The 21023-nt window shown below is 68.6% G+C and carries 18 protein-coding genes; 3 read left to right on the forward strand and 15 right to left on the reverse strand.

Going from position 1 to position 21023, the window contains the following annotated elements; genetic code table 11:
* Positions 1 to 381 precede the first annotated feature (381 nt).
* Complete coding sequence (locus tag ACYVN4_RS30435) at positions 382 to 1374, forward strand: alpha/beta hydrolase (RefSeq protein ID WP_460725437.1); 993 nt, start codon at positions 382 to 384, stop codon at positions 1372 to 1374.
* A gap of 35 nt (positions 1375 to 1409) precedes the next feature.
* Here ACYVN4_RS30435 and ACYVN4_RS30440 read toward each other — a convergent pair whose 3' ends face one another.
* Complete coding sequence (locus tag ACYVN4_RS30440; RefSeq protein WP_460725438.1) at positions 1410 to 1652, reverse strand: hypothetical protein; 243 nt, start codon at positions 1650 to 1652, stop codon at positions 1410 to 1412.
* Between the two features lie 286 nt (positions 1653 to 1938).
* Between ACYVN4_RS30440 and ACYVN4_RS30445 the strand changes: the two genes are divergently transcribed.
* Entirely contained in the window at positions 1939 to 3135 is a 1197-nt protein-coding gene (locus tag ACYVN4_RS30445; protein ID WP_460725439.1) for a lipase family protein, read from the forward strand.
* Positions 3136 to 3154: 19 nt separating this feature from the next.
* On the opposite strand, the gene ACYVN4_RS30450 is transcribed toward ACYVN4_RS30445, so the two are convergent.
* Positions 3155 to 4429, reverse strand: coding sequence for a PucR family transcriptional regulator (locus tag ACYVN4_RS30450; protein WP_460725440.1), 1275 nt, complete (start codon positions 4427 to 4429; stop codon positions 3155 to 3157).
* 195 nt (positions 4430 to 4624) lie between these two features.
* Here ACYVN4_RS30450 and ACYVN4_RS30455 point away from each other — a divergent pair, with 195 nt between their 5' ends.
* The gene (locus tag ACYVN4_RS30455) at positions 4625 to 5263 is read left to right on the forward strand and encodes a DJ-1/PfpI family protein (protein WP_460725441.1); all 639 of its coding nucleotides are present in this window, start codon (positions 4625 to 4627) and stop codon (positions 5261 to 5263) included.
* Here the strand turns inward: ACYVN4_RS30455 and ACYVN4_RS30460 are convergent.
* From ACYVN4_RS30460 to ACYVN4_RS30520, 13 genes are all read right to left on the reverse strand, one after another.
* Positions 5260 to 6906 carry a dipeptide ABC transporter ATP-binding protein gene (locus ACYVN4_RS30460; RefSeq protein ID WP_460725442.1) on the reverse strand — a complete coding sequence of 549 codons (1647 nt, stop codon included), beginning with the start codon at positions 6904 to 6906 and terminating at the stop codon, positions 5260 to 5262. The two genes, ACYVN4_RS30455 and ACYVN4_RS30460, sit on opposite strands and share 4 nt — an antisense overlap.
* A gap of 10 nt (positions 6907 to 6916) precedes the next feature.
* Positions 6917 to 7909: an ABC transporter permease gene (locus tag ACYVN4_RS30465; protein ID WP_460725443.1), complete on the reverse strand. Its 993-nt coding sequence runs from the start codon at positions 7907 to 7909 to the stop codon at positions 6917 to 6919.
* Positions 7906 to 8862 carry an ABC transporter permease gene (locus ACYVN4_RS30470; protein ID WP_460725444.1) on the reverse strand — a complete coding sequence of 319 codons (957 nt, stop codon included), beginning with the start codon at positions 8860 to 8862 and terminating at the stop codon, positions 7906 to 7908. The genes ACYVN4_RS30465 and ACYVN4_RS30470 overlap by 4 nt, the downstream gene beginning before the upstream one ends.
* A gap of 6 nt (positions 8863 to 8868) precedes the next feature.
* Positions 8869 to 10500: an ABC transporter substrate-binding protein gene (locus ACYVN4_RS30475; protein ID WP_460725445.1), complete on the reverse strand. Its 1632-nt coding sequence runs from the start codon at positions 10498 to 10500 to the stop codon at positions 8869 to 8871.
* 6 nt (positions 10501 to 10506) lie between these two features.
* A complete protein-coding gene (locus ACYVN4_RS30480) occupies positions 10507 to 12135 on the reverse strand; it encodes an ABC transporter substrate-binding protein (RefSeq protein WP_460725446.1) in 1629 nt (542 codons plus the stop codon).
* Positions 12136 to 12198: 63 nt separating this feature from the next.
* Positions 12199 to 13980, reverse strand: coding sequence for a gamma-glutamyltransferase family protein (locus tag ACYVN4_RS30485; protein WP_460725447.1), 1782 nt, complete (start codon positions 13978 to 13980; stop codon positions 12199 to 12201).
* Positions 13981 to 13995: 15 nt separating this feature from the next.
* A complete protein-coding gene (locus tag ACYVN4_RS30490; RefSeq protein WP_460726754.1) occupies positions 13996 to 14604 on the reverse strand; it encodes a GTP-binding protein in 609 nt (202 codons plus the stop codon).
* Positions 14585 to 14950 carry a DUF742 domain-containing protein gene (locus ACYVN4_RS30495; protein WP_460725448.1) on the reverse strand — a complete coding sequence of 122 codons (366 nt, stop codon included), beginning with the start codon at positions 14948 to 14950 and terminating at the stop codon, positions 14585 to 14587. Before ACYVN4_RS30495 ends, ACYVN4_RS30490 begins: the two co-directional genes overlap by 20 nt.
* Positions 14947 to 15375: a roadblock/LC7 domain-containing protein gene (locus tag ACYVN4_RS30500; protein WP_460725449.1), complete on the reverse strand. Its 429-nt coding sequence runs from the start codon at positions 15373 to 15375 to the stop codon at positions 14947 to 14949. Before ACYVN4_RS30500 ends, ACYVN4_RS30495 begins: the two co-directional genes overlap by 4 nt.
* Positions 15372 to 17948, reverse strand: coding sequence for a sensor histidine kinase (locus tag ACYVN4_RS30505; RefSeq protein WP_460725450.1), 2577 nt, complete (start codon positions 17946 to 17948; stop codon positions 15372 to 15374). The genes ACYVN4_RS30500 and ACYVN4_RS30505 overlap by 4 nt, the downstream gene beginning before the upstream one ends.
* A 362-nt stretch (positions 17949 to 18310) precedes the next feature.
* Positions 18311 to 18967 (reverse strand): histidine phosphatase family protein, encoded by a 657-nt coding sequence (locus tag ACYVN4_RS30510; RefSeq protein ID WP_460725451.1) that lies wholly within the window; start codon positions 18965 to 18967, stop codon positions 18311 to 18313.
* Positions 18968 to 18985: 18 nt separating this feature from the next.
* Positions 18986 to 20290: a sensor histidine kinase gene (locus ACYVN4_RS30515; protein WP_460725452.1), complete on the reverse strand. Its 1305-nt coding sequence runs from the start codon at positions 20288 to 20290 to the stop codon at positions 18986 to 18988.
* Positions 20287 to 20955 (reverse strand): response regulator transcription factor, encoded by a 669-nt coding sequence (locus tag ACYVN4_RS30520; protein WP_460725453.1) that lies wholly within the window; start codon positions 20953 to 20955, stop codon positions 20287 to 20289. The genes ACYVN4_RS30515 and ACYVN4_RS30520 overlap by 4 nt, the downstream gene beginning before the upstream one ends.
* Positions 20956 to 21023 lie beyond the last annotated feature (68 nt).

Raw genomic sequence — 21023 nt, forward strand, 5'->3', positions numbered from 1 at the left:
GGGATTGACGGGGAGGGAACGGGCCGGGGGAATACCCTGCTGTGGCGGGTCCCACGTACCGCCCGCCCAGGATTGTGAACTCTCCAGAAGGTGCTTCGCACCCTGCCGATCGCCCCCGGTGCCTGGTTACGCTCGCGGTGGTTCGGATATCGGATCCAGGAAATGCGCGGACGATATCGCGGCCGGAAAACCGCACTGGGACAAATGTTTTGGAGGTGTTCCCGAGTCCTCTCCTGCCCCCGCACGCCGAGGACTCCCGCTTGATTCATGAAACTGCCGGTGCAGGCGAAACTGCACTCCCATCGGATGAAGACCCGTCGAGCGATACCTCGCAACCGCTCGGCGGGTTCTTCGGATATCCGGCTCGCGTGAGGAGTTATCTTGTCGAACAGCGTTATCCGGCGGACCGTGGTGGTCGCGGTCGCGCTGGCCCTCCTCGCGGGCCTGTCGATGCAGGCGACGGCGGCCCCGGCGCCGATGCGCACCGGCATCGTGGGTTCCGAGCACGTCGGCCCGCACTGGGAACGGGTACAGGTGGATTCGGCCGCCATGGGCCGCATCGTCGGCCTGGATGTGCTGCACGGTTCCGGCCCCGGCCCGCGCCCGACGCTGTATCTGCTGGACGGCGTGGACGCCGAGGGCGTCTCGGACTGGCTGACCAAGGGGCACGCGGCGGACTTCTTCGCCGACAAGCCGGTCGACGTGGTGCTGCCCGCGGGCGCCACCGGCAGCATGTACACCGACTGGGATCACCCGGATACCGCCCTGGGCTGGAATCGCTGGGAGACCTTCCTGACCGGTGAATTGCCCGGCGTCATCGAGCCGTATCTGCATTCGGACGGGCAGCGCGCGGTCGCGGGCGTCTCGATGGGTGCGCAGGGCGCGATGATGCTCGCGCACCGGCATCCGGGCTTCTACAAGGCGGTGGCCGGATTGAGCGGCTGCTATTCCACCATCGACGGCCCCGGGAGCGCGGTGACGGCACTCACGGTGGCCTCGCGCGGCGGCAACGTGGTGCGGATGTGGGGCCCGCCGGGCACCCTGGAATGGATCACGCACGATTCCACGGTGGGCGCGGAAGCCTTGCGCGGCACCGTCATCTACCTTTCGGCTGCCTCCGGAATTCCCGGCGCTCCGGATCTGAGCGAGGTGATGCGGGCCTCGGATCTGATCGCCGCCATGCAATCCGCCGGTGGCGGTGTGGTTTTGGAGGCCGGTGCGCGGATCTGCACCGAGCATTTCGCGAAACGCCTGAGCGACTTGGGGATTCCCGCCACCGTGCACTACGAGCCGACCGGCATTCATGCCTGGGAGGATTTCTCGGCCCAGCTGGGCCCGGCCTGGGATACTCTCGCCACCGCTTTCGGGCAGTGATTACCTGCCCGAAAGTTATTGCGGTGAAACTAGTTTCAGTGTCGGAACCCGTAGCGCGGTAGTCGGCGCAGCCCCGGCCGGATCCGTCCGTCCACCGTCACGGCGAGTCCGGCGTGCACCGCGGCGACGGTGAAGGCGGAGGCCTCCTTCCAGGTGGCCGCGTACTCCATGGTGAGTTCGGCCCCGTCGTCCGGCCCACCGAGATAGACGGTGACCCGGTGGGTGAGCGGCTCCCCTACGCTGTCGAACAAGACCTTGCCTTCGGTGCTGCCGGCCATGTGCTGCTCCTCGAATTGTCCGGAGAGACGCGCCGCCGACGTCTGCGGCGGCCGCGCGTCCCTGGCACCGAAAGTAGCCGTAACACCCTGTATGGGAACGTGTTCCGGTTCTGGCTTGGATATGTCACAAGCGCCGCGCGAGTTTTGTTGTTACCCGTTGGAACAGAAACATTCGCACCTCGAATCGGGCGGGCCCTCACAAGCGATGACCGCCCCGATTGTGACTATTCGGAAGGTTCGCCCAACCCCCTGGCCAGCCTCGACCCGCCTTCCTACGCTGCCTCGCATGAGGATTCGTGTTCCCCTGGCGGTGATCGGCGCTCTCCTGCTGGCCGCCGCGACGGGATCGGCTGCCGCGCAGCCCGAAATGCCCGCGCCCGACCCGGACCCCTTCTACGCGGCCCCCGCCGATATCGCCGACCGGCATCCCGGCGACGTGCTGGCCGTGCGCGCCATGCCCGCCCTCGCGAGCTTCCCCGACACCGACGTCACCCTGATCAAGTTCCGCTCCACCGGTTCCGAGGGCAATCCCATCGCGGCCACCACCACGGTGCTGTCCCCGCGCAACCGCCGCCCGGACGCCCCGCTGCTGTCGTATCAGCAGATCATCAACGGGCTGGGCGCGCAGTGCGCGGTCTCGCGGGTGCTCTACACCACCGACCCCAACCTCATGGTCCGCGAGGCCCCGGCCTGGAACGTGCTGCTGCAGCGCGGCTGGAGCCTCACCCTGCCCGATCACCTGGGCCCCCGATTCGCCTACGGCGCGGCCAAACTCGGCGGCCAGATCACCCTGGACGGCATCCGCGCCGTGCAGCACGTGGCGGATCTGAAGGTGGAGCACAGTCCCGTCGCCATGGCCGGATACTCCGGCGGCGGCATGGCGACCGCGTGGGCCGCCGCCCTGGCCCAGTCCTACGCCCCGGACCTGCACCTCGCGGGTGCGGCCATGGGTGGCGTGCCGATGAACCTGATCAGCATGCTGGAGGCCCTGGGCATGAACCGGCATCCGGCCTTCGGGCTGGCGCTGGCCGCCGGGCTCGGCCTGGAACGTGAGTACCCGGACCGTTTCCCGCTCAGCGATCAGCTCAACGATCGTGGCCTGGCGATGCGCGACAAGCTGGTCAACAGCTGCACCAACGACATTCTGGCCGCCGGCGCGGGCCAGGGCGCGCAGGACGTGGCCAAGACGACGGTGATGACCGATGATCCGACGGCCCGCGCCGTGGTGGAGGAGAACAGCCTCGAGCTGTACTCCGGCGTCCCGAATATGCCGGTCTTCGAATGGCATTCGCCCATCGACGGCCTGATCCCGGTCGATGCCGTGACCGACACCATTCACCGGTATTGCGCTGCGGGCGCGACCGTCTGGAGTGAGAAGGAGCCGGTGCCCGATCACCTCACCGCCGCGGTGCTCGGCCTCCCGTCGGTGCTGAACTGGCTCGACGCCCGCATGCGCGGCGACGCCGCGCCCAGCAACTGCTGAGGCAGCGCCCCGCTGTTGCTCAACCCGCCTGATAGGTCCGCGCTACCAGCGCGGACCGCAGGTACCACAGTCCCGACGCCTGCGCGGGATCGAATCCGGTGAGCTGCCCGATCCGCTTGAGCCGGTAGTCCACGGTATTGGTGTGCACGTGCAGCATTCGCGCCGTGCGCTGCCGGTTGAGGTTGTTGCTGATGTGCGATTGCAGCGTCTCGAGCAGTTCGGTGTGCTCGTCGAGCGGATCCAGCAGCGACCCGAGATGATCGCGTCCCGGGCCCGGCCGGGTCAGCTGATACTCCAGTGCCAGTTCGTCGAATCGGAACAGCCCGCGCACCAGTCGTAGTCGGTGCACGATGTCGAGCAGTTCGTGCGCCTGTTCGGAGGCGTTCGGAATCTGCTGCGGCACAGCGGAAACCAGGGTCGCGGTGATCGGCACCCGCGCCGCCCGCGAGAGTTGTTCGACGAGTTCGTCGAGCTGTTCGTCCGCCAGGGCGGTGCACGGGACCAGCAGGGTGCCGCCGTCCACGCTCAGCAGCGACAGCACCGTGTCCGGGTATCGCGTGGCCAGCTCCGCCTGTACCCGCCGCAGTTTGCGTCGCGCCACCACCGCGCCGTCCACGGTGGGGGAGTGTTCCTCGGGATGATCCGGAATCGCCAGCGCCAGAACGTGATACCGCTCGGCGATCTCGATCCCGCATTCGCGGGCCATGGTGGAGGTGCTGTGCCCGCCCAGCAGTGCGGAGGTCAGGGTGTGCACGGCGGTGTGGTGTTCGCTCACCACGGCGCGCAGTTCCCGCACATAGGCCTTGGCCACCGCGGAGGTCATCCGGTCGAGCAGTTCGACCACCAGTTTCGCGCCGCCCATGATGTTGTCCATATCGGCGGCCGCGATCACCAGGGTCTCGTCTCCGTCGGAGCTCTCCTGGCGCACATGCTGCGACATGGCATTGGCCATCACCAGTTCGGCGCCGATCTTGAAGCCCGCGTGGATGGCGTGGTGGATGGTGTCGATCGGGATGCCCTCGCGCGCCCACTGCGCGGCGGCCTCCTCCAATCGCTTGGTCTGCTGCGGGATGTCGCGCCCGTCCAGCATGCCGACGGCCAGTTCCAGGCACATGCGGGTGATGGCGGTGACGTCGCCGTGAATCGCGTCGCCGGGCAGCGTCCCGCACGGGGCGACCGTCTCGACGAAGTGCCCGACCATGTGCTGAGCGATCCCGCGCACATCCTTGAGCGGCGACGATATCGGGCTGCCCGAGACCGTGAGCCCCGCCCGGGTCGGAATTTCCACGGACATCCGTGACTCCCTTCCACCCCCGGGTTTGTGCCCCGTCCGGGACCTGAAACGCTAACTCATGCCACATCTTCGAGTGGCGGGTTGATCTCCTCCTGTGAAGCACAGTAATGCCCTTCCGGCGAACTTGTGACTTCTCACATGCGCCAGGTGGGCCCGGTATGACAGTGAAACGTTGCCGGGTGGAATCATTGGCGCATGACCGAAACCGTGCGCAGGATCGGGATTCTGTTGTTCGACGGTGTCGAGGAACTCGACTTCGCGGGCCCGTGGGAGGTGCTGGCCTTCTGGACCCGCATGGTTCCCGAGGACGGCTGGGAGGTGTTCACCCTCTCCCCGACCGGGGCGATCGTGCAGTGCGCGAAGGGCTTGAAAGTGACACCGGACCACTCCTTCGACTCCGCGCCCGCCATGGATGTTCTTGTATTCCCGGGTGGACAGGGCACCCGGCCGATGGTGCACGACGACCTGATCCTGGATTGGGTTCGCGCGCAACGCGATCGGGTGCCGTTGATCACCAGCGTCTGTACCGGCGCGCTGGTACTGGCCGCGGCCGGGCTGTTGAAGGGCCGCCCGGCCACCACGCACTGGCGCTCGCTGGACGTGCTGGCGCAGTTGGATCCGAGCATCGAAGTCCGCGGCGACGCCCGCTATGTCGACGCCGGTGACATCATCACCTCGTCGGGCGTCTCCGCCGGTACCGACATGGCCCTGCACCTGGTGCAACGCCTCGCCGGTGCCGACCGCGCCCGCTGGGTGCGGCGCGGCATCCAATACGACCCGCAGCCCCCGGCCGGGACCGACTGGCCGGAGGGCGCGGAGTGGGAACTCGGCTAGCCGGCCCGGGTGACCTCGGAATCGATGCCGGTGCCGGGGATCGATTCCAGTAGACGCCGGGTGTACGGATCGGTCGGGGCGGTGAGGACCTGTGCGGCCGGGCCCTGTTCCACCACCTTGCCGTCCCGCATCACGACCACGTCGTGGGCGAGGGCGTGCACAACCGCCAGGTCGTGCGAGATGAACAGGTAGCTGATGCCCAGGCGTTCCTGTAGATCGGACAGCAGGGTCAGAATCTGCTTCTGCACCAGCACATCCAGGGCCGAGACGGGTTCGTCGCAGACCACCAGGCGCGGCTCGACGGCGAGGGCGCGGGCGATGGCCACGCGCTGCCGCTGACCACCCGACAGTTCGTGCGGGTAGCGTTGGGTCACGGCGGCGGGCAGCGCCACCTGGTCGAGGAGCTCGGCGACCCGGGCCCGGCGGGCAGTCCGGTCGTGGGTTCCGAAGGCGCGCAAGGGTTCCGCGATGAGACGTTCGACCGTCCACATCGGGTCGAGCGAAGAATACGGGTCCTGGAACACCGACTGCATGGCCCGCCGCGCCGCCCGCAGCCGCGCACCCCGCAGGCTGGTCACCTCGGCACCGTTGAGTCGCACGGTGCCGGAGGTGGCGGGCACCAAGCCCAGCACCATGCGTGCGGTAGTGGTCTTGCCCGAACCGGATTCACCGACGATCGCGGTGGTCCGGCCCCGGCCGATGGTGAACGACACATCGTCGACGGCCCGCAGTTTCCCGCCGCGACCGCGGATGCGGTACTCCTTGCCGAGCTGCGAAACCTCCAGCACCGGAACGTCATCGGCGGCATCGGTGTCGGAACCCGCTGCGGTCTCGACGACTTCGGCTGCCACGGTCGGCGACGCCACGATGCGTGCGGGTGCGGCAGCCACCAGTCGCCGCGTGTAGTCCTCCTGCGGATCGGTCAATACCTCACGGGCGGGCCCGGATTCGACGATCCGGCCGCCCGACATCACCAGCACCCGGTCCGCCCGCTCGGCGGCCAGCCCCAGATCGTGGGTCACCAGCAGCAGGGTCGTGCCCAGCTCCCGGGTGAGTTTGTCCAGGTGATCGAGGATCTGCCGCTGCACGGTCACATCCAGCGCGGAGGTCGGCTCGTCGGCGATGAGCAGGTCGGGTCGGCAGGACAGGCCGATGGCGATCAGCACACGCTGGCGCATGCCGCCGGAGAGTTCGTGCGGATACTGCCGGGCCCGCCGGGCGGGCTCGGGCAGCCCGGCCTCCGCGAGCAGTTCGATGGCCCGCTGCGCGGCCGCCCGGCGCGGGTAGAGCCCGTGTGCCACCAGGGTTTCCGCGACCTGCTGCCCGACCCGCGCGACCGGGTTCAGATTCGACATCGGATCCTGTGGCACGAAACCGATCTCCCGGCCCCGCACGTCACGCAGCCGCTTCTCGTCGGCATGGGCGAGATCCTCACCGCGCCAGCGAATGCTGCCCGCCCGCACCTGACCGTTGCCCGGCAACAGTCCGATGATCGATTGCGCGAGTGTCGATTTCCCGGAGCCCGAGGCCCCGACCAGCGCGATCCGTTCACCCGGCACGACGGTCAGGCGCACGCCGTCCACCGCCGTCACCGCGCCGAAGGACACCGCCAGATCGCTGATCTCCAACAGCGATTCGGTCATTGCAGCTCCTTCAGCGGCTCGTCTTCGGATCGAGTGCGTCGCGCAGCGCGTCGCCGAAAAGGTTGAAGCCCAGGCAGATCAGCAGCAGCGCGACGCCCGGGAAGATCCCCGGCCACGCGGTGCGCATCAGATACTGCTGCGCATCCGACAGCATGATCCCCAGGCTGGGTGCGGGCGGCCGGATGCCGAGTCCGAGGAACGACAGGATCGCCTCACCGAGCACGGCGGTCGGCATGATCACGGTGGCCTGCACGATGATCGGTGCCAGCGCGTTGGGCAGGATGTGCGTCCCGAGAATGCGCCACGGCCCGACGTGCATGGTACGCGCCGCGAGCACGAAGTCGGACTCCTTGAGCCGCAACGTCTCCGCGCGCACCACCCGCATCATCACCGGCACCTGTGCGATGCCCAGCGCGATCGCGGCCTGGGTCAGGCCGCCGCCGTAGATCGCGGTCAGCCCGACCGCGATCATCACGAACGGGAAGGCCAGCAGCACATCCGCCACCCGCGACAGCGTGGCGTCCAGCCAGCGCCAGTACCCGGCCAGCAGTCCCATCGGCACCCCGCCGACCAGCGCGCACAGCACCGCCAGCGCGCCCACCGCGAGCGAGGCCCGGGTGCCGTAGAGCACGCGGGAGAGGATGTCGCGGCCCAGATCGTCGGTGCCCAGGGCGTATCCGGCCGTGCCGGGGTTCTGGAACGGCACGGCGAAGTGCACCTCGGCGGGCGGGTGCGGGGCGAGCAGCGGCGCGAAAACGCCTGCCGCGATGACGATCAACAGCAGCACTGTGCCGACGCGGCCCAGCGGATTCGACCACAGCAGCCGCAGCACCCGCGCCCGCGCCGCCACCGGCCGTGGCGTATCGGCCGCAGGCTGTGCCGTGTTGGCTGCGGGCTGCGCCGTGTTGGTCGCGGGCTGCGCCGTGTTGGTCGCGGGCTGTGGGGTAGCGGCGGTGGGCTGTGGTGTGGCCGGGGCGAGCTGCTCTTTCTCCGGTACCGTCACTGCGCCCTTCCCGACACTCGCACGCGCGGGTCGATCACCGTGTACAGCACGTCGACCAGCAGGTTGATCACGATGTAGGACGTGGCCACCACCAGCACGACCGCCTGGATGACCGGGTAGTCGCGACTGAAGACCGAGTCCAGGGTCAGCTTCCCGATGCCGGGCAGCCCGAAGATGCGCTCGGTGACCACGGTGCCCGCGATGAGCAGTCCGAGCTGCAACCCGATCACCGTGGTGACCACGATCAGACTGTTGCGCAGGCCGTATCGCACGATCACCGCGCCCGGCCCGAGCCCCTTGGCCCGCGCCGTCCGCACGAAGTCCGCCGACAGCGTCTCCACCATCGACGATCTGGTCTGCCGCTGCACCGCGGCCGCGTGCGTGACGCCCAGGATCACCGCGGGCAGCGTGAGGTAGTAGAGCCCGCGCAGCGGATCATCGAACGGCGACACATACCCCGAGGCCGGGAACAGGCCCAACCCCACCGCGAGATACAGCACCGCGAGCAGCCCCAGCCAGAAGGTGGGCACCGACAACCCCACCAGCGAAACGCCGTTCACCACCCACTCCGGCCAGCGCCCCCGGTAGACCGCCGCGAGCACGCCGCCGGTCACCCCGAGCAGCACCGCGACCAGCATGGCGTACAGCGCCAGTTGCAGGGTGACCGGCAGGGTCGCGCCGATCAGGTGCCGCACCGGGGTGCCGGTGCGAATGGAACGGCCGAAATCGCCTGTCGCCGCATGCTTCACGAACTCCAGATACTGGATCGGCAGCGCGCGATCGAGCCCCAGCTGCGCGCGCACCGCGGCGATGGCGGCCGGGTCGGCCTGTTCACCGGCCATCACGGTGGCCGGATCGCCGGGCAGCGCCCGCACCCCCGCGAACACCACGATCGAGACCAGCAGCAGCGTCAGCGCCGATTGCCACAGGCGCTGGAAGAGGAACCGCACCATGGTTTCTCAGCCGTTCCGGTCCGCGACGAACGCGGCCTTGCCGAGCCGGACGGTGCCGTCGGCGTACACCTCGATGCCGGTCACCCGGGTGGAGTGCACGGTCAGGTTCCGCAGCCGGTAGGTGTAGATGTAGGGGTTCTCGCGCGCGATGAAGCGCACCGCCTGCTCGTAGAGCGCACCGCGCCGGGCCGGGCTGGTGGTGTGCGCGGCCCAGGCCAGCACGTCGTCCAGCGCGGGCGAGCTGTAACCGCTGTAGTTACCGGTGGATCCGGTGGTGAGGAAGCGGGAGATATTGCCGTCCGGATCCAGCCGCCCCGACCAGCCCAGCAACAGCGCCTCGTAGCTGCCGCTCTTCTGCGCGGCCAGCATGGCGGAGTACTCGGTCGGCACGATCCGCAGATCGAAACCGCCCGCGGCGAGATCGGTTTGCAGCTCCTGCGCGTACTGCAGCTGGTCGGAGACATTCATGACCTGCATGGTGATCGGATACGGCGTCTGCACACCCGCGTCGGCGAGCAGCTTGCGCGAGCGCGCCGGGTCGTACACCGGGCAGGACGTATCGGCCTGCGTCGCATAGGAAGTGCGCGGCGCGATCGGCGTGCAGGCGGGCTCGTACCAGCCCTTGAACGCCCGATCCACCAGGCCCTGGCGGTCGATGCTCAGCGAAACCGCCTCGCGGACCCGGGGATCCTTGGCCAGCGGCGTGTCGATCGGCTTGATCGGCTTACCCGCGCCGTCCACATTGCCGGTATTGATATAGAAGCCCTGGAAGCCGAACGATCCCGAAACCAGCAGGTGCAGGCGAGGATCCGTGGTCAACGCGTCCACGTCGGTCGGCGACATGGTGTCGGAGACCTGGATGTCACCGGAACGCAGCGCGGCCGCGCGCGACTTGGCGTCGGCCATGATGCGGTAGGTGATGGAGTCGAAGTGCACGTTCTGCGCGTCGTAGTAGTTCGGGTCGCGCTCGACGGTGATGGAGGTCTGCGGCACTCGCTGCGCGAACTTGAACGGGCCCACGCACACCGGGTGATCGCCGAAGTCCTTCCCCTCCTCCTTCAATGCGGCCGGGGACATGATCATCCCGGCCCGGTCGGCGAGCGCGGCGGTGATCGGCGCGAACGGCGTGCTGTAGTGGATGACCACCTGGTTGTCGCCGTCGGTGTCGATGCCGGTGATCGGACCCATCTCACCGCTGCGCTGCGACCCCTCCATGGTGAGGTGCCGTTTCAGGCTGGTCTCCACCGCGGCCCCGTTGAAGGCGGTGCCGTCGGCGAACTTGATGCCGGTGCGCACCGGAATCGTCACCGTCAGACCGTCATCGGAGAACTTCGGCAGATCCGTCGCCAGCTGCGGCACCAGGTTGCCGGAGGAGTCGTTGTCGTAGAGCTTCTCGCAGATCGTGCTCATGACGTAGCGCATGTAGAGCGAGCTGGAGGTGGTCGGGTCCAGCCGGTCGGGATCGTTGGACAGGCCCATCACCAGGTCGCCGCCCTCGCGGACCTGCTGATCACCCACCGGCGTGCCGTAATCGTCGGCGTGCGAGGCGATCTCGGCCGCCTGCTGCGCATGCGAGCAGGAGGCGACCGCGACGGCTACGACACCGAGCGTGAGAACGCGGAGCAGACGGAGACGCATCGAACCTCAGCCGTTGCCTGCGAGGAACGCGGCCTTGCCCAGCCGCACCACACCGTCCGGGTACATCTCGACACCGGTCACCTTGGTCGAATGCATGGTCAGCAGCCGCTCACGGTAGGTGTAGAGGTACGGGTTGTCCTTCTGAACGATCTGCACCGCTTGCGCGTACAGTTCCGCGCGCTTGCCGGTGTCGCCGGTGCGGGCGGCCTGGCCGAGCAGATCATCCACCTGCGGGGAGCTGTAGCCGCTGTAGTTGCCGCTCGACCCGGTGGTCACGAACCGCGAGATGGTGCCGTCCGGGTCCAGTCGCCCCGACCAGCCCAGCAGGATCGCCTCGTACGCACCGCTCTTCTGGGCGTCCAGCAGGGTCGCGTACTCGGTCGGGATGATGTCGAGTGCGAAGCCGCCCTCGGCGATCCCGGCCTGCAGCGCCTGCGCGTACCGCATCCGGTCCTGGCTGTTCTGCACCTGCAACTTGATGTGGTACGGCATCTGCACACCGGCCTCGCTGAGCAGCTGCTTGGAGCGCGCCGGATCGTAAGCGGCACAGTCGGTTCCGGCGGGCGTGGCGAACGCGCTGCCCGGCACGATCGGCGAGCAGGTGCCCTCGTACCAGCCGTTGAACACGGTATTGACCATCGCGGTGCGGTCGATACTCAACGACAGTGCCTGGCGGACACGGGGATCCTTGGCCAGCGGGGTGTCGATCGGCTTGGCCGGTTTGCCCGCGCCATCCACATTGCCGACGTTCAGGTACAGACCCATGTAGCCGAGCGAGCGCGCCTGCAGCAGCCGCAGCTGTGAATTCTTGGACAGCTCGTCGACGTCCTGCGGCGAGATGTAGTCGGCGACCTGGATATCGCCCGAACGCAGGTTCGCCGCACGGATATTGGCGTCGGCCATGATCCGATAGGTGATGGTGTCGAAGTGCACGTGCGCGGCGTCGTAGTAGTTCGGATCGCGCTCGACCACGATGGAGGTCTGCGGCACCCGCTTCACGAACTTGAACGGGCCCACGCAGACCGGGTTGTCACCGAAATTGTCGCCCGCCTTGGCCAGTTCGGCCGGGGACATGATCATGCCCGCGCGGTCGGCGAGCGCGGCGGTGATGGGCGCGAACGGCGTCTTGAAGTGCAGCACCACCTCGCCGGGGCCGTTGGCGTCGATGGCGGCGATCGGGCCCATCTCGCTGGTGCGCTGTGAGGTCTTGGCGGTGAGGTGCCGCTGCAGGCTGGTCTGCACGGCGGCGGCGTCGAAGGCGGTGCCGTCGGCGAACTTGATGCCGGTGCGGACCGGGATGGTGACCGTCAGCCCGTCCGGGGAGACGGTCGGCAGCGCGGTCGCCAACTGCGGCACCAGGTTTCCGGCCGAGTCGTTGTCGTAGAGCTTCTCGCAGATCGAGCTCATCACGTACCGGGTGAACAGCGAGCTGGAGGTGGTCGGGTCCAGCTTGTCCGGTTCGGACGACAGGCCCATCACGAGATCACCGCCGGCACGCACCGACTGCGTACCCACGGGGGTGCCGAAATCGTCGGCGTGCGTTCCGGTCTTACCGGCTTCGTGGGGCGACGCGCAGGAGGCCACCACGACGGCCACCGCGGTGAGCCCCAGCAGTTTGGAGAGGCGAACGAGCATGGGCGACAACCTACTTCGAGATCCGAGGACGAAAAGGGAAGGTCATTCTCATGAGATGTTCGATCATCGACCGGCCGCGTAACCCTGCATGCCGCGCGGATTCGCACCGGCACTGAGCACGCCGGTCTCGGGGTCGCGCGCGACCGCGCACAACCGGCCCTCCGACCACGGCCCGCCGACCGTGACCCGGTGACCTCGGCGCTCGAGTTCGTCGATCACCTCGGCGCCGATCCGCGACTCCACCACCACCGCACCGGGATTCATGGTGCGCGGGTAGAAGGAGCCGGGGAAGCTTTCCTGATGCCAGTTCGGCGCATCGATCGCGCCCTGCAGGTCGAGGCCGCCGCGCACCTGTTCGCGCAGCGCCACGGCAAGCAGGAAGTGCGGACTCCACTGATCCTGCTGATCGCCGCCCGGCGTGCCGAACGCCATGACCGCGACCCCGTCTCGCAGCGCCAGCGACGGGCTCAAGGTGGTGCGTGGACGACGGCCGGGGGTCAGCGAATTCGGCAGGTCCGGCTCCAGCCACGCCATCTGCAAGCGGGTGCCGAGCGGGAAACCCAGTTCCGGCACCACGGGATTGGATTGCAGCCAGCCGCCGCTGGGCGTCGCGGCGACCATATTGCCCCAGCGGTCCACCACGTCGAGGTGACAGGTGTCGCCCCGGGTCGCGCCGCTGGAGCCCACGGTCGGCTCGCCCGCACCCAGCGAACTCGGCGTCACGCCAACGGAATTCGACCGCGCGTACGCGCTCAGCCGCGGCGTCCGCCCCTCCGGGCTGCCCGGCCGCAGCTCAGCCGACGCCTGCGACCCGATCAGCGTGCGGCGTTGCGCATTGTACTCCGGCGACAGCAGGGCCTCGAGCGACACCGTCGGATTGTCGCCGTACCAGGCTTCGCGGTCGGCCATCGCGAGCTTCGAGCCCTCGATGAGCACGTGGTAATACTCCGGCATGCCGTAGGCCGGAAGCTCCGACAGCAGCGACAACTGCTGCAGGAACGCCGGTCCCTGACTCCACAGCCCGGGCTTGGCGATGGTCCACCCGTTCCAGGTGTAGGTCGCCGGATCCTCGTACGTGGCTTCGAATTTCGCGAGATCCGCGCCGTCGAGCGTGCCCGCGTGGCGTTCGCCCGAGGTGTCCATGGCGGGCCGGGCCGCGGCGGCGGCCAGCGCCTCGGCGATGAAGCCTTGCCGCCACACCTGCCGGGCCGCCTCGATCTGCGTGTCGCGATCCGGTCCGGCCGCCTCGGCCTCGGCGATCACGCGCCGCCAGGTCGCGGCCAGAGCCGGATTGCGCAGCAGCGCACCGGGTTCGGGCGGACGGCCGCCGGTCAGGTACAGCGCCGCCGAAGTGGTCCACTCGGTCTCGAACAGCTCCGCGACCTCGGCCACCGTGCGGCCGACATTCTCGACCACGGGATGCCCGTGCTCGGCGTAACCGATGGCGTAGGACAGGATTTCGGATAGTCGCTTGGTGCCGTGATCACGTAGCAGCAGCATCCAGGCGTCGAACGCGCCCGGCACCGCGGCGGCCAGCGGACCGGTGCCGGGGACCAGGTCGAGCCCGAGATCCCGGTAGTGCTCGATGGTCGCACCCGCGGGCGCCGGCCCCTGCCCGCACAGCACCCGCGCCGCGCCGCCCACCGGCGCGAGGATGATCGGTACCTCACCGGCGGGGCCGTTGAGGTGCGGCTCCACCACGTGCAGCACGAAGCCCGCGGCGACGGCGGCGTCGAAGGCATTGCCGTCGTCCTCGAGCACCGCCATCGCGGTGGCCGAGGCCAGCCAATGGGTGGAGGACACCATGCCGAAGGTGCCCTGCAGGGTAGGACGGGTGGTGAACAACGGGTCGAGTCTCCTTCACACCGTTACGAAGTGGAAAAGCACCTGCTCCAGCAGCGCCACCAGGACGTTCTTGACCGATTCCCGGTCGCGCGCATCGCATTCCAGCAGCGGAATGTGATCGTCGAGTTCCAGCGCCTCGCGCACCTCGTCGAGATCGAACTGCGTCTCGTTCTCGAAGCGGTTGACCACCACCACGAACGGCGTATTGCGATCCTCGAAGTAGTCCAGCACCGGGAAGCAGTCGTCGATGCGGCTGGTGTCGACCACCAGCACCGCGCCCAGCGCGCCGTCGACCAGGTCGTCCCACAGGAACACGAACCGGTCCTGGCCGGGCGTGCCGAACAGGTAGAGGATCAGCGAACGGTCCAGGGTGATGCGGCCGAAGTCCAGCGCCACCGTGGTCTGCGTCTTCTGGTCGCGGCGGCCGGGATCGTCGACGTCGATGGCGGCCTCGGTCATGGCGGCCTCGGTCGCCAGCGGCTCGATCTCGGAGATGGCGCCGATGAACGTGGTCTTGCCGACCCCGAATCCGCCGCTGACCACAATCTTCACCGAGGACGGCAGGATCGGCGCCGAGCTGGGGGAGGCGGGTACGGCGCGGGTGTCAGAGTGCCCGAACAAGATCCCTGATCCTCTCGATCGCAGCGACGGACAGTTCGGGGGCCTCGCGCACGGCGAGGAAGCCGGCGGCGGCGAGATCACTCACGATCACCTTGGCCAGACCGACCGGAATATGCAGCAGCGCGCCGATTTCCGCGATCGAGCACGGCCGCTGACACAGCTGCACGACCGCGCGCTGCTCGAGCTGCAACGGCGCCGACAACGCCGACGGCGGTGCCTGCACCAGGGTTTCGATGCGCAGCCCGTCGATCACGGGCGTGGTGCGGCCGCCGGTGACCACGAACGGCCGCACGAAATTGTTGTGCTCGTCGGCCGGATCCGCCCCCGCGGTGTAGTCCGAAGGTCTCATCGGCGCATGTTCTCTCGCAGCTGACTGATCAACGCCGGATCCAGCAGCGAACCGGCACGCTCGGCCAGCACGGAGATCTCGTAGCCGACCAGGCCCACATCGCAGTTGCCGTCGGCGATCACGCCGAGGAAGCTGCCGGTGCCCATGGTGGAGACGAGCAGGAAGCCGCGCTTCATCTCGATCATGATCAGCTTGAGGCCGTCGAAGGCATAGCTGCGCGAGGCGCTGCGGGAGATGCTGGCCAGCCCGGACACCATGGCGGCCAACCGGTCCGCGCCCGCCCGGTCGAGACCGTCGGACATGGCGATGAGCAAGCCGTCGGAGGAGACCGCGACGGTGTCGCGCACACCCGCGGTGTCTCGCACGAAATTCGCGAGCATCCAGTTGAAGGTATGCGGGGTGGCGCTCGGCAGCTGGGTGCTCACCAATTCTCCTCTGCGTTCGGCACGGACGGGGCGATCGTGGCGCCGCGCTCGTGACCGGCGCGGAAGGACGACAGCATGGTCCGGGTTTCCTCGGGGGTCCGGTCCGGGCCCGCACCGGATTCCGGGCGCTGGGTGCGGCCGGTCTCGGGGCGGGACTGCGGCCCGGGGGCTTCGGTGCGAGACCGCTTGTCTCGCTTCACAAGTCCATTACGGGTGGTGCGCACGACGGGGGTGGCGCCGGTGGCGGGCCCCGCGGCGTCCGGGAAGGCCGCCACCCTCGGCGTGGCCGCAACCTCCGCCGGGCGCGCTGGCTGCGTCGGGGGCGCGACCTGCGGCTGAGTCACGGGGTACGACTGGGTGGTGTACTGCGGCTGGGCTACGGGGTGTGACTGGGTTGTGTACTGCGGCTGGGCCGCGATCTCCGGTTGGGGAGCCTGGAGCGCGGGCGCGGCGGACGCGTAACTCGCCGTGAGCGCCGGAGTCGGCGCGGCGGACGCGCGTGGCGGCTCCACCGCGGCCGGGGCGGACTCCGAATCCGCGCCCCACACCGGGGCCACCATGGTCCCGGTGATCAGCGCCTGCACCGTTTCGGGATGCTGATCCTGGTCGGCGGCAAGCATTTCCGCGGGCAGCGTCAGGCGCGCGACAATGCCGCTGACCGGCGAGGTGTTCAGCTCCACCTGGACGCCGAGCCGCTGCGCCAGTCGACCGACCACGTAGTGACCCAGGTACCGCGTCGGCGCGACGATGAAGTCCTCTTCACCGCGCAGCTTGGCGTTCGAGCGTTCCAGCTGCTCCGCCGACATGCCGACGCCGTGATCGACCACGGCCAGCAGATACCCCTGCGGTCCCCGGCGGCCGTAGATCTCGACCTCCAGATCCGGCGGCGAGAAGGCCAGGCCGTTCTCGATCAACTCGGCGATCATGTGCGACAGCTCGCTGGCCATCGACCCCGCGATCATGACGTCCTCCACCCGGCGCAGTACCACGCGGCGGTAGTCGTCCACCTCGGACATGCCCGCGCGAATCACGTTGACCAGGGCGATCGGTCGCGACAACCGGCGCGGGCTGCTCTCCCCGACCAGCACCAGCAGGCTCTCGGCATTGCGGCGCATGCGGGTGGCCAGGTGGTCGAGCTCGAACAGGTTGGCCAGGCCCTGCGGGTCGAGCTCCTCGCGCTCGAACTCGCTGATCAGCGCGAGCTGGCGGTGCACCAGGTTCTGATTGCGCCGCGCCAGGTTGCCCATGGACTCGGTGGTGTTGTGCCGCACCAGCGCCTGCTGCGAGGCGAGTTCGAAGGCGGTGGTCTGCACGCGATCCAAAGCGTCTGCCACGGCGGCGATCTCGGTGCTCGCGCCCGCCGGGGTCCGCACCGGCGGCGGCGCGTCCGGGTGGGTGTCGGCGGCGTGCGACCAGGCGTCGATGACCTCGGGCAGCCGGTGCGAGGCCACCTCGTCGGCCTCGTTCGCCAGCGCGGCCAAAGGCCGCACCAGCGCCCGCACCGAGGCCAGCACCAGCGCGATCATGGCGATGATGGCGATCGCCGCGCCTACGAGGAAGGCGATCAGCGCCGCTTCGGCATTGCCGCGCAACGAATCGGCGCGGGCCTGGACCGCAGCGCCGACCGCCTTCTGCACGGTGCGCTGCGCGTCGATGACGCCGGTCATGCGCAGCCACCAGGTCGCCGGATCGACCGGGCGCGCCAGCGGGCCGTCACCGGAGGCCAGCGCGATGCTCTCGGCCTGATCGGCCCAGGTGGCGGCGTCGCCGCGCATCGCCTCGTCCAGATCGGCCTGCCGGTCCTTGTCGGAATAGCGCGAGAAGGACTGCAGCGCACTCTGTTTGGCGGCGCGGATCTCGGTGAACTGGCTGTACTCGCCGCCGGAGAAGTGGCCGACCACGAAGACGCCGTTGAGGAAGCCGCGCTCCTTGTCGAACTGCTCCTTGGCCGAGCCCAGCGCGTAGAACGCCTGCAGGCCGCGCTGCAGTTCCGGGTCGTTGGCCTGGTCCAGGCCGAGGGTCAGGCGGTTCAGCTTGCCGAGGGCGTCGTTGTAGAACTGCTGCACCACGGGGCGGCTGATGCGGCGGGTGTCGATCTGAGTGCGGGTGTTGGACAACAGATTCAGCTGGCCCAGCGCCGCGCGCACCTGATCCGCGCCCGGCGCGTTCGAGTCGGCCGCGGCCTTGACCGTGCCGAGCGTCGAATCGACACTGTGACGCTGCGCCAGCAGCGGCTGCGCCAGGTTGCCGTCGCCGCCGAGCAGGCCGTTGCTGAGCCCGAGCTCGCGCTGCAACTGGTCGGTGAGGTCCTGCACGCTCAGCGCGAGTGAGACTGCGCGCGTGGTGTTGTCGGCCTCGCGGTAGTCGGTGTACGCGCGATCGACGGTGGCCGCCAGGAGAACGATCACCAATGTCAAAGCGAACGCGAGGATTCGGGACAGCTGCCCGCGAATCGTCCGCGCGCGCAGGATGCCGCCCATCTCGACGCCGCCCCGCCGCGTATGCCCGCCGACCGGTGCGGTATCCGAATCCGGTCTGTCCCCGGGCTTTTCCTGCCGCAGACGAAGACGCACTGCCAACTACTCCTCCGAAAGACCGTGGCAACTCTGAGCCGAGCACACGGGAGTCCGAGTGCAAACTTCCACACGGGAATTCCGCCGTCAACTCGAGCGTGTCCGAAATTGCCTATAGTCAACCCTCGTAGGTGAACAGCACGTAAACATGTTGTGCCGCAAGGTATCGACGTACCGTGCGGTCCCTGGTCGGATGACCGGGGCAGGCGCGGCGAATGTTATCGATGACGGGCTCGAATCGAGGATTGTGTCTCGGGGCATTGACACCGTTCACATATATGATTACGCCCGGTGGTCGCCGCCGCCGCGAAAATTGTTGTACTGATATTCACCGAAGTGGGGGCGGCTGACCCCAGAGTCGATCAAGACAGGTGGCTCGTGTCGTTATAGAGAATAGACAGCATTTCGGAATTGTCTCGCTCCCAACGGGTTATCGACGCATTGCCGACCTCCGCGCCGGTCTGGGCCTGGAGGTCGGCGATATCGAGCTCGCCGAAGATGTAGCGGGTCAAAACGATTGTGATGTCGTGGGCGAAAATCAGGACGTGGCCGTGCAATTCGCGCAACACGGCGCGCAGGCGCAGCGCGACGTCCGGCCAGGACTCGCCGCCGGCGGGGCGATGATAGAAACGGCCCACCCGTTGTAATTGGCGGTGCTCCTCGGGGAGCCGCCGCTCGATCCCGAACGTGGTGAGGCCGAACAAGATTCCGGTCTCGCGGTCCCGCAGTCGCTCGTCGTAGCGCGGCGGTGGAGCGGCCACGGCGCTCAGTGCCAGGCGGGCGGTTTCCCGGGTACGCAGATACGGTGAGCAGAGCACCAGGTCGAAATCCGGCTCGAACCCGGCCAGTCGCGGCCCGGCCGCCACCGCCTGCGCAACTCCCCGCTCGGTCAGGGGTACCTCGGAATCGCTTATGCCCGTGATGAACTCGTCGCTGCCGGTATACGGCGCGGCATTGACGACGCTCTCGCCGTGTCGCACCAGCGTCAGTGATCTCAGTCCCGTTCCGACAACCTCCACACAGCCATCGTGCGGGAATCAGCGCCGCGCGTCGACCGGATTGCCCACCGTGATGTCCGCGGGCGGCAACCACAGCGTGGCAATGGTGCCGCCGCCGACCGCGGGCTCGATGGAGGCATTGCCGCCGTGCGCCTGCGCCACCCACGCCACCAGCGCCAATCCGATGCCATTGCGTCCCGTACGCCCGGCCGCGCCGCGATTGAACGGGCTGGCCGACATCACCGGGTCCACGCCGGGACCGTGGTCGCGAATGCTCACGCGGCCCTCCGCCACGTGAACCTCCACGGGCGCGGCGCGATTGACCGCGCCGTGGGTCAGCCCGTTCTCCAGCATGTTCCGGATGGCCAGGCTCAACAGCTGGGGATCGCCGACCACCACGCTCGGATGCGCGGTCACCACCAGCCGTGGATCCCCGGCCTCCTCGGCCACCGCCTCGGCGAGCTGATCCAGCCGTAACAGCGTGCGCTCGGGTTCGGCGATGCCGGACTGCATGCGGGCGCGGGCCAGCAGCCCGGTCACCAAGCGCGCCATGCGATCCGCCAGTCGGCGGGCCTCCGCGAGCGTCTGCTGCACCTCGTCCGGTTTGGGCTTGGATTCGGTGAGCAGCTTCAAAGTCGTGAGCGGTGTACGCAATTCGTGCGCGGCATCGCCCAGGAACTGTTCGTGCTCGTCGAGCAGCCGCAATGCCTGACGCTGGCTGCGGCCCGAGAGCAGGAAGGTGGCCGCGGCCGACAGCAGCACCAGCAGCGCGCCGCCGATCGTCAACTCCCACACCAGGGTTCGATGCGCGCCCGGGTCGGCCATGGATGCCGTTCCGGCCAGGATGACGACGATGGTGTCCCAGTCGCTCCAGAACACCGGGGTGCCCGCGACCGTCACCGAGCGCCCGGTGATGTCGGTGCCGTCGTAACGGTGCCCCTGGTAGAGGATGCCGTCCGCGCCGTCCTCGATTTGCGTTGCGAGCGTGGCTAGTTGGGCGTCGTCGGGCATGAGTGAACGTTGATAGATGTGCGCCTGTTTCCAGGTCTCACCCGGCTTGCGGACCTCCACGACCACGGCCGTGGAGCCCTTGGCCAGCTCGTCGTCGACGATGGTGGACAGGTCCAGCACCTGCTTGTCGTCGTGCTGGACCGCGCGGGCCAACCCGCCCGCCACCCGCTCGACCTGATCGTTGGCCCGCGTCTCGCGCGCGTGCGCGTCGACCGAGGCGGCGACGTAGCCGAAGATCAGCACGGCCGCCGCGGTGATGACGGTGGCCAGCGCGGTCATGATCCAGCGCGCCCGATTCATTCGGGCCACCACGGGGGAGCGGTGCGCGCTCACGAGAGCGCACCGCCGATGAGGAATCCGGTGCCGCGCACGGTCTCGATCACGCTGGGCTCGCCGAGCTTGCGGCGCAGCTTGGCGACCACCGCATCCACCACATTCGAGGCGGGCTCGGCCATTTCGTCCCAGCAGCATTCGATGAGATCGGTACGCGTGACCACGCTGCCGCGGCGGGTGGCCATGAGCTCCAGCACCGCGAACTCCTTGGGCGTCAACGCCAGCATGATGCCGCCGCGGGTGACGCGGCGGCGCATCAGGTCGATATCGATGTCCGCCACCGCGATCCGGGAACTGGTCGGCTGCTCGCGGCGGCGGCACAGGGCCCGCACCCGCATCACCAGCTCCGGCAGCGCGAAGGGCTTGGTCAGGTAATCGTCGGCCCCGGACTCGAATCCGGCCAGCCGGTCGTGCAGGCCGTCGCGGCCGGTGAGCATGAGCGCGGGCACCGTGTGCCCGGAGCCGCGCACCCCGGCGACCAGGTCCAGGCCGTCGCCGTCGGGCAGGCCGCGGTCGACCACCAGGCAGTCGTAACGATTGATGGAGATCTTGAAATCCGCGTCGGCGATGCTCTGGGCGAGGTCCACCGCGAACCCGGCCGAGCGCAACCCATCGGTTACCTCGCGGCAGAGCTGGTAGTCGTCCTCTAGCACCAAAACACGCACAGAGGCAGAGAGTAGGGCATACCGGACGGCTGCCCAACGGTTCCGGTCACGGCCTTAGCGGAAAATGA

Source organism: Nocardia heshunensis (genome assembly GCF_054782115.1).